The sequence below is a fragment of the Halomonas sp. SpR1 genome, assembly GCF_031010175.1.
Taxonomy (GTDB): domain Bacteria; phylum Pseudomonadota; class Gammaproteobacteria; order Pseudomonadales; family Halomonadaceae; genus Vreelandella.
The window spans coordinates 1-13156 of record NZ_JAUAMB010000032.1 but is presented as its reverse complement, the minus strand read 5'-3'; the positions used below and the strand labels follow the sequence as shown (position 1 = coordinate 13156).

Here is a 13156-nt window from a genome sequence, read left to right as displayed (position 1 = left end):
GCCCCGTCAACGCCTGCTCACGACTGGCTCAGCTGATGGTGGCGGTAATTTGAGGGAGTGGTATCGGCATGGCGAGCAAAGAAGCGACAAAAGTAGGCAGGATCCTGGAAGCCCAACTGGTAGCCAATCTCGTTGACGGTCATACCGGTAAAGGTCAGCATCCGGCGAGCTTCCTGCATCAGCCGCTCATGCACCAGTCGCTTACTGGGCACACCAGCGATACGACGGCACACGCTATTGAGCCGCGCCTCGGTCACGTTAAGGGCCGAGGCGTACGCCGACAGCGTCCAGTGCGCTTTGAAGTGGGCTTCGATTTCCAGATTGAAGCGGTGAAACAGCATCAGTTCGTCATGCCGTGCATGCTGCGCCTTGAGGGAATTGGCCGAAAGCCGAAACAGGCTGATAAACAGCAACCGCGTCAGGGTCGTCAGCGCCACGTCACGCCCTTTACGATCGGCAGCAAACTCCGCCCCCAGCTCATCAAAAAGCCGCTCAATGCGGGCAACTTCATGGCGGGCCGCCGAGCTGACGTGGCCGGTGGCAACGCAAACGGGCGTAATCTGACCAATACTGCCAAGGTCAGGGCACTCATCAAGCAGCGACCATACCAATTGCTGGCGCACCGTCAGCACATGACCATCGCTGCCCTCTTCAGTGGTAAACGAATGGGGGATCCCGGGTGGCGTCAAAAAGAACATCGGCCCTTGCTGATGATACTGCCGATTATCCAGGTAAACCCTGACCATGCCACTGTTGATGTAGTGCACCTGAAAAAAACGGTCATGGTGATGAACCGGCATGTTGCGCCCGAAGAAGTCCGCCATCGGCCTGAGGGCATCATAATGCACCGCCGCGTCAGCATACCGCTGATCGTACTCCTGACCGATCGTGATATTGGGAATGGGGGTCAACGCCATGTGTCTGCTCCTGGGTGGGCGCGTCTTAACCCTAAACGCTGTTCATATATTAACAAACTAACGAAGCTACTCTCCATGGCCACAAGCCACCCACCGGAGATAGCCGCTCGTATTTCAAGCACCACGCCGCACTGAGAGGAATAAAATGGGCGAAATTGTTTTAGCCGCCAAGGTGACCCATGTCCCTTCGATGTACCTATCCGAACAGCCTGGCAAACACCACGGCTGCCGGGCTGAGGCCATTGCCGGGCACAAGGAGATCGGCCGTCGCGCCCGCGAATTAGGCGCAGATGTTGCGCTGGTGTTCGATACCCACTGGCTGGTCAACAGTGGGTATCACATTAACTGCAGCAATCACTTTGAAGGTATCTATACCAGCAACGAATTGCCCCACTTTATTCAAGACATGGCCTACAACTACGCAGGCTGCCCCGACCTCGGCGAGCTGATCGCCACGGAAGCGAACCGTTCAGACATTCGCACCATGGCACACAATATCAAAAGCCTGTAGCTTGAGTACGGCACCCTGGTACCTATGCGCTATATGCACATGGGAGTCCCTGAGGAGCAGGCGCTCAAAGTGGTGTCGATTGCGGCCTGGGATGCCTGGCACGACCTGAATGAAAGCATCAAATTTGGCGAAGCCATACGCCGCGCCATCAAGGCCAGCCATCACAACGTCATGGTGTTGGCCTCAGGGTCTCTTTCTCACCGCTTTAGTGATAACAGCGATGCAATGGAAAACATGCACCGCTGGACGCGTGAATTTGACCGCCAGATTGATATACGTGTGGTTGAGATGTGGCGGCAGGGGCACTTCAAAGAATTCCGCACCATGCTGCCGGAATATGCCCAGCACTGCTACGGCGAAGGCGGTATGCATGATACCGCCATGCTGCTTGGCGTATTAGGCGAAGAGTACGACACGCCTGCCGAAATACTCACTGAGCCTTTTGGCAGTTCTGGCACCGGCCAAATCAACGCGATCTTTCCCCTTTAGGCAGTCTTGAGGTAACCGTCTGGCTGATTCGGCGCCCGGGGCGGTAACGAGAGCCACTCATTACACAAGCAGGAGATATGGCATGGAGATACCTACCAATACGTTCAAGCAGGCGTTAGCCAATAATGAGCCGCAAATTGGTCTATGGCTGGGGCTAGCCAATGGATACTGTGCGGAGCTCTCTGCCAATGCGGGCTTCGACTGGCTATTAATCGACGGCGAGCATGCCCCCAACGACCTGCGCGCAATACTGGCACAGCTGCAGGCCGTCGCGTCTTACCAAGCTCACCCCATCGTGCGTCCGCCGGTCGGCGACACCGCGCTGATCAAGCAGTATCTGGATATCGGCGTCCAGACACTATTGATCCCCATGGTCGATAGCGCCGAACAGGCCCGCGAGCTGGTGCGTGCCACTCGCTATCCGCCAGAAGGCATTCGCGGCGTCGGCAGTGCACTGGCACGCGCTTCGCGTTGGAACAGCATCCCCGGCTACCTGGATAAAGCGGACAACGAAATCTGCCTGTTAGTCCAGATCGAAACCCAGGAAGGCCTCAAGCACCTTGATGAAATTGCCGCCGTCGAAGGGGTGGATGGGGTGTTCCTCGGCCCCGCCGACCTCAGCGCATCGCTGGGGCACCGCGGCAACCCAGGTCACGAAGCGGTGCAGAACGCGATCGAAGACGCTATCCAACGGATTCAACGGGCAGGCAAAGCGGCCGGCATTCTATCGGCAGACCGCCAGCTTGCGGAGCGCTATCTAGCCTTAGGCTGCACCTTTGTCGCCGTCGGCGTCGATACCAGCGTATTAATGAATTCACTGAAAGCGTTGGCCAGCACTTTTAAAGACAACGGGGACAACTCACCCAAAGCGGCGGCTTCGCCGTCGGTTTACTAACTCCGTCAATCACCGTTTTTTTAACTCACTGCCTATTTAACGTCAGGAATCATTCATGAAACTGCACGACTCACGCCTGCTGCGCCAACACGCTTTTATCAATGGCCAGTGGGTCAGCGCCGATAGTGGCGATACCTTCAGCGTCACCAGCCCCGCTGACAACACACCTATTACCGATGTTGCCCGGTTAGGCGCCGCAGAAACACGCCGGGCGATTGAAGCCGCCGAAGCCGCGCTGCCTGCCTGGCGCGATAAAACGGCGAAGGAGCGTGCCGCTATTCTGCGCCAATGGTTTACCTTGATGCATGAACATAAAGAAGACTTGGCCCGCCTGTTGAGCTGGGAACAAGGCAAGCCGCTTGCCGAAAGCCGTGGCGAGATCGACTACGGCGCCAGCTTTATCGAGTGGTTTGCCGAAGAAGGCAAACGGGTTTATGGCGATGTCATCCCCAACGATAAACCGGGTCGTCGCCTCGTCGTCATCAAACAGCCGGTGGGGGTAGTTGCCGCCATTACGCCGTGGAATTTCCCGGTGGCAATGATTACCCGCAAAGCAGGCCCAGCCCTGGCAGCCGGTTGTACTATGGTACTCAAACCCGCTTCCGAAACACCACTCTCGGCGCTCGCCTTGGTCGAACTGGGCGAGCGGGCAGGTATCCCCGCGGGTGTGTTTAATGTGGTTACCGGACGTGCAAGTGCCATCGGTAGCGAACTCACTCAACATGAAAGCGTGCGCAAATTGTCGTTTACCGGCTCCACGGAGATCGGCCGGCAGCTAATGGAAGAGTGCGCCGGTACGATTAAAAAGGTCAGCATGGAACTGGGGGGCAATGCACCCTTTATTGTCTTTGACGACGCCAACCTGGATGACGCTGTCGAAGGTGCCCTGGCATCCAAATTCCGCAACAGCGGGCAAACCTGCGTGTGCACAAACCGCTTTCTGATCCATGATGCTGTCTATGATGCCTTTAGCGAGAAGTTGGTCACCGCCGTCAGCAAACTGAAAGTAGCGTCGGCCGAGGACGAAGGCGCCCAGCAAGGCCCGCTTATTAATCTAAAAGCGGTCGATAAAGTGAAAAGCCATATTGAAAATGCGCTAAGTCAGGGCGCTAAAGTATTGTGCGGCGGGCACTCCCACGCACTGGGCGGTAATTTCTTCGAACCCACGGTATTGGGCGACGCCACACCTGCTATGGACGTCGCCAACGAAGAGACCTTCGGCCCGCTGGCGCCGCTGTTTCGCTTTAGCACAGAAGAAGAAGCGATTGCCATGGCCAACGACACCCCCTTCGGCCTCGCCGCCTATGTTTATACGCAAAATATCGGCCGTTGCTGGCGTGTAGGGGAAGCACTTGAATATGGTATGGTAGGAATTAACGAGGGTATTATCTCAACTGAAGTGGCTCCTTTTGGCGGCATCAAGGCCTCTGGCGTTGGCCGGGAAGGATCTCATTACGGTATTGAGGATTATCTCGAAATTAAATATATGTGCATGGGCATTAAGTAATACTCCCAGTGCCACCAGGCGGCTTGAGCTTGTCCTGGTGGCTATTTAGAAAAGGCAACAAATGGCACGCCCTACCCCTTCCTTAACATTGGCATTGATGCAAGCCCGTGAGTCCGCGATGGACTTTTTCAGGCCTCACCTTAACCGCCACAATATAACCGAACAACAGTGGCGAGTGATTCGCATCCTGTGGCAATCGGAAGATCAAACCCTGGAGAGCCATCGGCTGGCGAAACTCACCTGTATACTGCCACCCAGCTTGACCGGCGTGCTGGTTCGACTTGAACAGAATGGCCTGGTGGAACGCTGGAAACCGGCCACCGATCAGCGCCGCCTGTGCGTAACGCTAACCGGAAAAGGCAATGCGCTATTCGAGGAAATGAAAGTTGAAATGATCAGTCAGTACAAGAAGATTCAGCGAGCGCTGGGGGAGGAGAAGTACCGTACCCTGATGAGCCTGCTGAAAGAAGTGCAAGAGCTTAATCCAGATCAACTGCCTTCCGACCCTGATACTTAACGTTCAATGCTAAGTTATCATTACGGCTGCGGGCCCTTCTATTCAATCCACACTGCTAAAAGGGCCTCCTTGTCTAAACGGCTCACCGTTAAACGTTTTGCTGCTCCTGAGAATCCAATACTTCTTGAATGCGTTTCGTGGCATCCTGCGTTTGGTTGGCCAGTTTTTTGACTTCATCGGCGACTACCGAAAAGCCCCTGCCTGCCTCACCCGCCCGTGCCGCTTCAACCGCAGCATTGAGCGCCAGTAGATTGGTTTGAGTGGCGATCCGGCTGATCACATCCACCACCTCTGACACTTGGTGGTAGGTCTTCTGATTGTTCACCACGATGGTTTCATGGGCAGACTTGGCCGATCGCTCATCCTCGATGTTGCGAACCGCGCCAATGACGCGTAACAGTAGACCATCTTCGCCCCGGATCGCGCGGCCACGCTCTCTAAACCAGCAATAGCCATGGCGTTTATGGTACATACGGAATTCTTCTACATATTCGCCCGAGCCTGATGGCGAGAGAATTTCCTTTTCAAACGCGGCTAACATGGTGGGAAAATCGTCTGGGTGGATGACGTTTTTTTGGCTCTCCATCCCGTTAGGTAACTCCCCTCGGGTATAGCCCAAGAGACCCCTAAACTGATCAGTGATGATCATCTCACTTGCTGGATCTTCTACATCACCGTGATGAACGATAAAGTCCCAGACGCCTTCGGTGAGCGTCAGTTGTATCATCTCCCATACCCTTTGCTCCCCCGTCAAGCGCTGGCACTCTGCTTCCAGCGAGCGAATGCGGTCGTCTTTTTGGCGGACAAGCTCTGCATGGTGCCTTTCCATTTCCGTAAGGCTTTGCGACGCTGAGGCCAGCTCCTTGGCAAGCGCATTTTCTGACTCGGATTTACGGTCAATAAATGATTGGATGGTTGAAAACAGGTCTGAATTGCGACGTAGTTCACTAAAAATGGAGCTATCAATGGCGCCTTGGCCACCCTCTAACTGACCAAAAAAACCCAGAATATCGTCCGCTAGCCTTTTGGAAGATCTTATATTTAACATTATCGCTACCCTCTCCAGATTTGGCGCACGAAAGCAGCACCTTATCGTCGGTTTTCATGCACCGAGTGATCACGGTGGGTAGCATTACTGTGAGCATTGAAGTCGAGAGTTTCTTGTGTATAGGTGACAATCATTTGTATCCTCCTGCCAGAAGGTCGAGACAAAAACCACCAGTCACCCGCCCAAAACGGTATGCGCCATTAAGCGCGTTTCGAAGTGCCCTGTTATTCAACCCGCTTAAACAGGCAAAAGTGTTTTTTACCTTTTCGCACAACCCAATAGGTATCGAACAGTGCAAAGCTGTCACCTAGCCGCCCTAGATGGACACGCTAACCGTTGAGGCGCACGGCCCCCTGCTCTATTAACTCCCTCGCCTGGCGTTTTGACCCAGCCAAACTGCCTTTTACCAGCACCGCATCCATTACTTCATCGGGTGACATTTCCACACAAGGCAGGCCATCAAGCGCTCACTGCTCCAGTTCATCCAGCGTGAGCGTCGCGACCTTGCCGCTAAATAGCGCTTGGGAGATACGCTGAGCCGCTGCAAGACCTTCTTCACCATGCACAAAGCGAGTGACGGCTTCAGCCAGAATCCGCTGCGTCTGAGGCTTACCCGTTGAAAGCGTGTCTCTGGCTTCAATGTTCGCAACCTCCTCGCAGCTTAAAAAGGTGTAGTAACGCAGGAAACGGTAAACATCGCTGTCGTCGGTATTTAGCCAAAACTGGTAGAAGTGGTGGGGAGGGGTCTGTTTCGGGTCGAGCTAGCGCTGAAACAGCAATTCGCGCTGCTGTTGAAGAGAGGCGTAGAGGAATATGGGGTGTTTGCCGGGACGATAGCCAACAATTACCGCACAATCAAAAGCCACCAGCGAACGCAACAGCCTGGTCAAGTGTGAGGTGAAATGGGCTGAACCCAACGCATCCACACAGCCGGAAAGTACCTGAGGCTCAAGCGAATTGACTGACGCGCTAGTGGATTCTGTCATGGTTATCACTGCCTACTATTAGGTCTAATTTTATGAACCGAACTCAGGAGCCCCGCATCGACTAAACAGAGCCGTTCAAACCATCGTACCTATCTAGTCGCGCCTATCTAAATAGATCGACGGCGGAGTCTTCGACCATTACTCCCCCCACAGCATGCTGATGGGAACGGCAAAGCAGCCAGGCACATCCAGCTTTACGCAGTGCCGCCCGGTATAAACCAGCATGCCTCCCTGGAATTGTTCGCCCGCTTGATCGGCCAACCGTGCGAGCCCTGCGGCATCTTTGGCCTGCACAGTAGCAGAGCGTTTGACCTCAACGCCCCAAAGCGCCTGACCACGCTCAATGATGAGATCTACCTCGACCTGATCTTTGTCGCGGTAGTGAGAAAAGCGCAGTTCTGGTTCGACCCAAGAGGCTTGGGCCATGAGTTGCTCAACCACATGGGTTTCCAGCAGGGCACCAAAACGCTCTGCTTCCGTTAACCACTGATCGAAGGACCGCCGCCCCAGAGCAGCCGCAAGACCGGTATCGACCAAGTGTAGCTTAGGGCTCTTGATCAGCCGCTTAGCTTGGTTGCGATGCCAAGCGGGCAGTTGACGAATCAGAAAGAGGCGCTCCAGAATACTCAGGTATTTGTTGACCGTGCCGCGCTCCAATCCTAGCTCTTTGCTCAAGGCACTCACGTTGAGCAGGCTGCCGGTTCGATAAGCAAGCAGCTCCATTAGCCGCAACATGCCGCCCTCATCTTGAATAGCCGCCATATCTTTCACATCACGCTGAATGACCGCGTTGATATATTGGCGATACCACTGACGAGCGCGGCGGGGCGTTCGCCGGTTGGGCTCAGGGTAGCCACCCTGGCAGATGGTCGCAGGTGTGGTAGGCAGCGGCCTGTGGTCTGGCATTATCTTGGCGGCAAGCTGCCCCGCGATCAACTTGGCCAGCTAGGTCGATTCACTAACACGCTTCTCCTGCTCAGCCAGCGGGTGCAGATAGATGACCTCCATACGACCTGCTAGTAATTCTTGGGCCTGGGGGAGCAACAGCGAATTGGCAGACCCCGGTCAGCAGAAAACGCCCCGGCTGGCGGTCGCGATCAACCATCGATTTTATCGCCAGCAGCAGCTCGGGGGCACGTTGCACTTCGTCCAGCGTGCTACGCTCTGGCAGGCTCTCGATAACCCCCAATGGATCCCGCTGCGCGGCCGCCAGCAGCGTCGGATCACCCAGATTGAGGTACGCACGCTCAGAGTATATGCGTTGCACGAGCGTTGTTTTACCCACCTGTCTAGGCCCTAGCAAACACACCATTGGCGTATCTGCGAGCGACTCGACCACTCGGTCACGGATCAACCGCGGTAGATGAGAGGTATCCATAACTTGCCTCTGGCAACGTCCAATTGCGAGTTATAGTAGCGTCTAATTGTAGGCTAAAGTATCGTCCAATTGCAGGTTAGCAGGCTGACCAATGACCCCGGATAGTGATTACTTGGGGTGCTACTTCGCGGTGATCCAGTGTGATGGAGAATATTCTCGCAGAAAATTACGCGCAAAACCGGCGGGCAAAATCAAGAATAGCCACTGAACATAATTGCCACGCGGCGATCCAGGGCTTACAACTATATGGCGAGATATAGTTAATAATTCAACAACAAGGCGGGTAACGCTATGTCGATTGAGCTTTGGCTATCGTTTGTGCTGGCTTCGTTTTTAGTTATCGCTTCCCCCGGCCCCGCGGTTGCTCTGCTGGTCATGACTGGAATTAATCAAGGCCGCAGGGCAGCTTTAGCGATGCTTCCTGGCTTTTTCTTGGGCGACTTGGTGGCGATGTCGCTTTCGTTTGCCGGCGTAGGCGCCCTGCTGATGGCGTCGGCGGAGCTATTCGCCATCGTTAAATGGTTAGGGGTTCTCTATCTACTTTACCTTGGGATCAAGATGTGGCGTGAATCCGGCCAACTTAACGACCTGGAAGCCTCTGGCGCCAATATCAAGCAAGGCACTGCAAAGGCATTTTGGGTGACACTTCTGAACCCCAAAAGCATTCTATTCTTTATGGCGTTCATGCCGCAGTTTATTAATCAGACCCAGCCCTTGGCGCCCCAGTTAGCGATTCTTTTCACCACCTTTCTTGTGATGGGGATCATCTCTGATCTTGGCTACACACTGCTGTCGACCACTAGCCGGAAACTGATGACCGCCAAGTTTCGTAGGCTACTACACCGCTGCGGTGCGGGTAGCTTGATCGGCGCGGGTGTGTTGATGACCGTGATGCGCCGTCCTGCTGGGTAGTACCCGTTTGATGTTAGCCCTGCGACAACGCACGCTCTCTGTCATCGCAGGACGAAGAGGGTTGGGTTACAGCGTGAGGCCAAGCAACAGGTACATCGCCAGGGAAAGCAAAGCGACGGCTAGCGCAAAGGGAATTTGCGTTTTGATATGATCGATATGATCAGAAGCAGCCCCTGTTGAGGCCAGCACGGAGGTATCCGACAGGGGCGAACAGTGATCCCCAAAGACCCCACCACCCGCCACAGCGGCCACTGTGGCATACACCAGCGGTGTAACCATATCGCCGCTAAAGTTGAACGCGAGCGGCACAGCCAGCGGCATCATGATAGCGAAGGTGCCCCAAGAGGTGCCGGTTGAAAAGGCGATGACAGCGGCAATGAGGAACGTCATGGCCGGGAGAAGAGCCGGTGTTAGCCAGCCAGCGGTGGCTTCGACGATATAGTTAGCCGTGCCCATGTCTTTGGACAACTGATTCAACGAGTAGGCTAACGCCAGAATGATGATGGCGGGCATTACTCCCTTCATACCCGCCATAGAGGTTTTCATAATATCGCTGAAGGGAATGCCCTGAAGGCGCATAACGATACCGAGAAACACGGAAGCCGCCAGAAATGCCTCCATGGTCTTGGCCGAGTCCATGACGATAAAGGTGCCCACCGCAACGCCAACCACTACCAGAACCGGGGCGAAAAAATTCCAGAACAGGCTGGTGCGTGCCCCTTCGTAAAGCGGAATTTCCGTCAGTTCCTCACCCACCAGTGGCTCTGCTCCATCACGCAGCACTTTGCCTTCCTCCTGAGCCCGGCGCTCGGCTTCGCGCATCGGCCCAAAGAGCGGAATGACGCCCACGATCACCAGCCCGACCACCAACACCGATAGCCATGCATAGAGGTTGAAAGGTATGGCATGCAGAAAGACTCCCATCGCCTGGGCAGCATTTTCGATGGGGCCCATACCGATCAACAGGCCGGAGATGAACACTGCCCAGCCCGTGATGGGCACCATGACACTTACCGGCGCCGAGGTAGAATCGGCGATGTAGGCCAGTTTTTCCCGCGAGACCCGGTACCGATCCGTCAGGCCACGCATGGTGCTACCAACAAACAGAGGGCTGAAGTAGTCGCTGAAAAAAACGAACATGCCCATCACCCAGGCAACCAGTTGAACCCGCACCCGCGATAAGGCACGGCGTTCCACCCAGGCGGTAAAGTTCTGAATCGCTCCGGTGCGTTGGAAAAAAGCGATCACTGTGCCAATGAATAGCTCCAACAGCAGTATCCAAGAGAAGCTGGTGGTGCCCAGAGTTTCCTTTAACAACGTCGGAAACCCCATCAGCCCATTGCCCAGGGTAATCACCCCAACGAAACAGGCAACAGCCAGCGAGAAAACCGTATTCCGGGTGACAAACGCCAGCACGATAGCCAATGCCGCCGGCATAATGGACAGCAGCCCGACATGATCTTGAGGATCCATTGTCATCTCTCTTTTTTTATAGTGGTGGGTGGAGTCAGGTTTCGTTTTTTGCCTTTCGGCGCTCCATTTCACTGGTCAGGTAAAAGCCCAACCGACGTACGGGGTCAGGTGGCATCCAGCTCGCCTTGCCGAATAGCGAAGCAATATCCTCAACCGGTTGACCGAGCGCGTATCGGGCCAAGGCATCGCCCAGGAAGGTACCTTTGACGATACCGCCGCCATTACACCCCGCCGAAACATACAACCCGGGCTGGACCTCGCCCCAAAGTGGCGCCCCGTTATAGGTCAGCCCGGTGGTACCTCCCCAGACCTTGTCGAAGTGCACTGGGGTGAGCTCCGGGTAGCGGGTCTCAAGGCTTGCTTTCAGTTCGGCCTCGATACGGGTGTTATCAGCTTCGCGTTCATAGCTGTAACGCGAGCGGATCATCAAACGGCCATCAACGGTAGTGCGCAGCGTACAGCCTAAGCGGTGTGCGGGGAGTAGCCCCCAGGTCGTCGCGGCGATGCGTTGGCGCTCTGGTTCCGGTAAAGGCGCGGTAATAGCGGCGTAGGTATAAATAGCGGTTAGCCGCGAAGGGTCGGCACCCAAGGCCCTGGAAAAAGCGTTATTGGCCAGAATCACCTGCCCAGCCGTCACGTCGCCTTCGGGTGTAATGACGCGCCATTTCTTCCCATCAGGTACTATTTGCGTCGCTGGCGAGCGCTCATACAGCTCGATACCGGCTTCCAATGAATCCGCTAAACCCACAATCAATGCGGCGGGCTGGACGAGATAGCAGTCCGGCGAATAAATCCCCTGGGTGTAGTAGTGCGTACCGATTCGCTCAGCGAGTTGGCTACCGTTCAAAGTTTGGTAGGAAAGCCCAGCCGCCTTCAGAAACGCTTCATACTGATTCAAAGCGCGCTGCCCTATGGCGCTACGAGCAGCGCGATAGGTGCCACTACGCTCGAGTTGGCAGTCAATACCCAAACGTTCGACACGCGAGCGCAGTAACGCCATGGTTTGTCGGCTTAACGCGTTCAGCGTCTCCATGCGCTCAAGCTCTTCGGGGCGAGCATCGTTAGCCAGGGCAATTTCCAGCATAAAGCCGGAGTTGCGCCCTGGGCTTCCTTCGCCTATCCGGTCAGCTTCGAGGATCTTGATACGGTCTCCAGGGCGCGCCTGCTGCCAGGCAGAGGCTGCCGCAAAACCGGTGTAACCGGCTCCGATGATGACGACATCTGCCTCGGAGTGACCGCGTAGAGCGGGGCGCGGCTGGCGCTCGGCTAGCCAAGCGTTCCAGCCGCAAGGGCGCTGATGGGATGGGTGCGTCGTGTGTGGCATAGCGCGTTAATCCAGATACAGCAGGCCATGGGCCTGATTGACCATGGCGGCAACCTCTTCCTGCATGCCTTGGAGCACTTCCCGCTTGTGATCTTCCGTCATACGCGATTTGAGCATCGAACAGCTCATGGCACCCAAGGGGTGGCCGCTATGGTCAAGAATAGGAATGGCCAGGCCGCTGTATTCCGGGAGCAGAGAACCTTCTACACCCCGGGCGTAACCATGTTTCAGTTGGTGGGCAATTTCGGCGTCGATGTCAGCGATGGCAATCGCGTATTCGTCTATCAGCCGTTCCGCGTTATGGCTGAGTATTTCGTCTCGCTCATCCGCGCTGAGATACGCGAGCAAGGCAATTGACGCTTGTCCAACGCCTAGCGGCAAACGTCCCCCCGTCGCCCTAACGAAACTGCCCACCGGATAAGCACCGTTCTGTACCTCCAGGCAGACAGCATTGACACCATCGCGAGCGAACAAATAGAAGCTGTCTCCCCAGCGCTGCGCCAGCGCCAGCAACCTTGGACGGGCCAAATCACGCAACCCAGCACCATTTCCCGCCTGGGCACCCAGCACTAGCAGCTCATAACCCAGCAGATAACGCCCACGAACAGGAGAAGATCGTAAAAATCCTTGCTGCTTGAGACCTTTTAACAACCGGTAGAGCGTAGGACGGCTGAAGCTCAGCGCATTCAGATAATCGTCTATACTTGCACCCCGGTGGCCACCACGCGCGGTGACCTGCAATATTTGCATGGCATGATTAAGCGTCGTAGGGCCAGACGCTGTGCTGCTTTCATTTACCGGCATTGTGCTTATCGTTATTTGTTTATGTAGACTAAAACATAGCAAGACAAATTCACGAGTTCATCTCACTAAATGAGACATAGCCGCTTTAGCGCATAGAGGTGAATGCTAGTATCAAGCCAAGGCCGAAGACCGAAAACGGCCAATAATACAGTTGATAGCTTTGCCATCTACCCATTTAATCGGAGGTTGGTGATGACACACCCGATGACGAAGGAAGACTTCCCCGTATCGAACATCAGACACTTTCTTGAGCCCGGCCCGATTGTGCTGTAGTGGTTCAATAAAACCGGACACCAACGTAGGTGGTAATATTGCCACCATAAACGAGGTGTCTGATGACCAAGAAACGACGTACTTTTTCGCCTGAATTTAAGCAGGAAGCTGCCAGCCTAGTA

The 13156-nt window shown here is 55.1% G+C and carries 13 protein-coding genes and 2 pseudogenes; 5 read left to right on the top strand and 10 right to left on the bottom strand.

The features are described 5' to 3' along the window. Window positions 1-17: 17 nt before the first annotated feature. Window positions 18-917, bottom strand: coding sequence for a 4-hydroxyphenylacetate catabolism regulatory protein HpaA (gene hpaA / locus QT231_RS18620; protein ID WP_308338327.1), 900 nt, complete (start codon window positions 915-917; stop codon window positions 18-20). A 145-nt stretch (window positions 918-1062) separates the two neighbouring features. On the opposite strand from hpaA, the pseudogene hpaD reads away from it, so the two are divergent. From hpaD to hpaR, 4 genes and pseudogenes are all read left to right on the top strand, one after another. Beyond that, window positions 1063-1917 (top strand): annotated as a pseudogene (gene hpaD / locus QT231_RS18615) (3,4-dihydroxyphenylacetate 2,3-dioxygenase). 82 nt (window positions 1918-1999) lie between these two features. Next, entirely contained in the window at window positions 2000-2812 is an 813-nt protein-coding gene (hpaI, locus tag QT231_RS18610; RefSeq protein WP_308338326.1) for a 4-hydroxy-2-oxoheptanedioate aldolase, read from the top strand. Between the two features lie 55 nt (window positions 2813-2867). Continuing rightward, on the top strand, window positions 2868-4319 hold the full coding sequence (gene gabD, locus QT231_RS18605; protein WP_308338325.1) for an NADP-dependent succinate-semialdehyde dehydrogenase: 1452 nt from the start codon (window positions 2868-2870) through the stop codon (window positions 4317-4319). A gap of 61 nt (window positions 4320-4380) precedes the next feature. Further along, window positions 4381-4836: a homoprotocatechuate degradation operon regulator HpaR gene (gene hpaR / locus QT231_RS18600; protein ID WP_308338324.1), complete on the top strand. Its 456-nt coding sequence runs from the start codon at window positions 4381-4383 to the stop codon at window positions 4834-4836. A gap of 88 nt (window positions 4837-4924) precedes the next feature. Here the strand turns inward: hpaR and QT231_RS18595 are convergent, their stop codons facing one another. The 6 genes and pseudogenes from QT231_RS18595 to QT231_RS18570 form a co-directional block, all read right to left on the bottom strand. Further along, on the bottom strand, window positions 4925-5884 hold the full coding sequence (locus QT231_RS18595; protein WP_308338323.1) for a methyl-accepting chemotaxis protein: 960 nt from the start codon (window positions 5882-5884) through the stop codon (window positions 4925-4927). 329 nt (window positions 5885-6213) lie between these two features. After that, window positions 6214-6339, bottom strand: a complete 126-nt coding sequence (locus QT231_RS18590) for a S4 domain-containing protein (protein ID WP_374694414.1) — start codon at window positions 6337-6339, stop codon at window positions 6214-6216. Between the two features lie 12 nt (window positions 6340-6351). Further along, a pseudogene (locus tag QT231_RS18585) lies at window positions 6352-6633 on the bottom strand (tyrosine--tRNA ligase); the annotation flags it as partial. Between the two features lie 12 nt (window positions 6634-6645). Continuing rightward, a complete protein-coding gene (locus tag QT231_RS18580; RefSeq protein ID WP_308338321.1) occupies window positions 6646-6870 on the bottom strand; it encodes a hypothetical protein in 225 nt (74 codons plus the stop codon). Between the two features lie 138 nt (window positions 6871-7008). After that, entirely contained in the window at window positions 7009-7776 is a 768-nt protein-coding gene (locus tag QT231_RS18575) for a DUF4143 domain-containing protein (protein WP_308338320.1), read from the bottom strand. A gap of 70 nt (window positions 7777-7846) precedes the next feature. Further along, on the bottom strand, window positions 7847-8248 hold the full coding sequence (locus QT231_RS18570) for an AAA family ATPase (protein ID WP_308338319.1): 402 nt from the start codon (window positions 8246-8248) through the stop codon (window positions 7847-7849). Between the two features lie 291 nt (window positions 8249-8539). On the opposite strand from QT231_RS18570, the gene QT231_RS18565 reads away from it, so the two are divergent. Continuing rightward, on the top strand, window positions 8540-9160 hold the full coding sequence (locus QT231_RS18565; protein ID WP_308338318.1) for a LysE family translocator: 621 nt from the start codon (window positions 8540-8542) through the stop codon (window positions 9158-9160). Window positions 9161-9226: 66 nt separating this feature from the next. On the opposite strand, the gene QT231_RS18560 is transcribed toward QT231_RS18565, so the two are convergent. The 3 genes from QT231_RS18560 to QT231_RS18550 are packed head-to-tail and all read right to left on the bottom strand — an operon-like array spanning window position 9227 to window position 12761. Beyond that, complete coding sequence (locus QT231_RS18560; RefSeq protein WP_308338317.1) at window positions 9227-10633, bottom strand: Na+/H+ antiporter NhaC family protein; 1407 nt, start codon at window positions 10631-10633, stop codon at window positions 9227-9229. 34 nt (window positions 10634-10667) lie between these two features. Continuing rightward, window positions 10668-11957: an FAD-dependent oxidoreductase gene (locus QT231_RS18555; protein ID WP_308338316.1), complete on the bottom strand. Its 1290-nt coding sequence runs from the start codon at window positions 11955-11957 to the stop codon at window positions 10668-10670. Between the two features lie 6 nt (window positions 11958-11963). Further along, entirely contained in the window at window positions 11964-12761 is a 798-nt protein-coding gene (locus tag QT231_RS18550; protein WP_308338315.1) for an IclR family transcriptional regulator, read from the bottom strand. Window positions 12762-13156 lie beyond the last annotated feature (395 nt).

Coding starts and splice junctions, on each gene's coding strand:
- QT231_RS18595 (WP_308338323.1), bottom strand. CDS start 5,884: ATGTTAAATATAAGATCTTCCAAAAGGCTAGCGGACGATATTCTGGGT.
- QT231_RS18550 (WP_308338315.1), bottom strand. CDS start 12,761: ATGCCGGTAAATGAAAGCAGCACAGCGTCTGGCCCTACGACGCTTAAT.
- QT231_RS18570 (WP_308338319.1), bottom strand. CDS start 8,248: ATGGATACCTCTCATCTACCGCGGTTGATCCGTGACCGAGTGGTCGAG.
- hpaI (WP_308338326.1), top strand. CDS start 2,000: ATGGAGATACCTACCAATACGTTCAAGCAGGCGTTAGCCAATAATGAG.
- QT231_RS18565 (WP_308338318.1), top strand. CDS start 8,540: ATGTCGATTGAGCTTTGGCTATCGTTTGTGCTGGCTTCGTTTTTAGTT.
- QT231_RS18555 (WP_308338316.1), bottom strand. CDS start 11,957: ATGCCACACACGACGCACCCATCCCATCAGCGCCCTTGCGGCTGGAAC.
- QT231_RS18560 (WP_308338317.1), bottom strand. CDS start 10,633: ATGGATCCTCAAGATCATGTCGGGCTGCTGTCCATTATGCCGGCGGCA.
- hpaA (WP_308338327.1), bottom strand. CDS start 917: ATGGCGTTGACCCCCATTCCCAATATCACGATCGGTCAGGAGTACGAT.
- QT231_RS18580 (WP_308338321.1), bottom strand. CDS start 6,870: ATGACAGAATCCACTAGCGCGTCAGTCAATTCGCTTGAGCCTCAGGTA.
- QT231_RS18575 (WP_308338320.1), bottom strand. CDS start 7,776: ATGCCAGACCACAGGCCGCTGCCTACCACACCTGCGACCATCTGCCAG.
- hpaR (WP_308338324.1), top strand. CDS start 4,381: ATGGCACGCCCTACCCCTTCCTTAACATTGGCATTGATGCAAGCCCGT.
- gabD (WP_308338325.1), top strand. CDS start 2,868: ATGAAACTGCACGACTCACGCCTGCTGCGCCAACACGCTTTTATCAAT.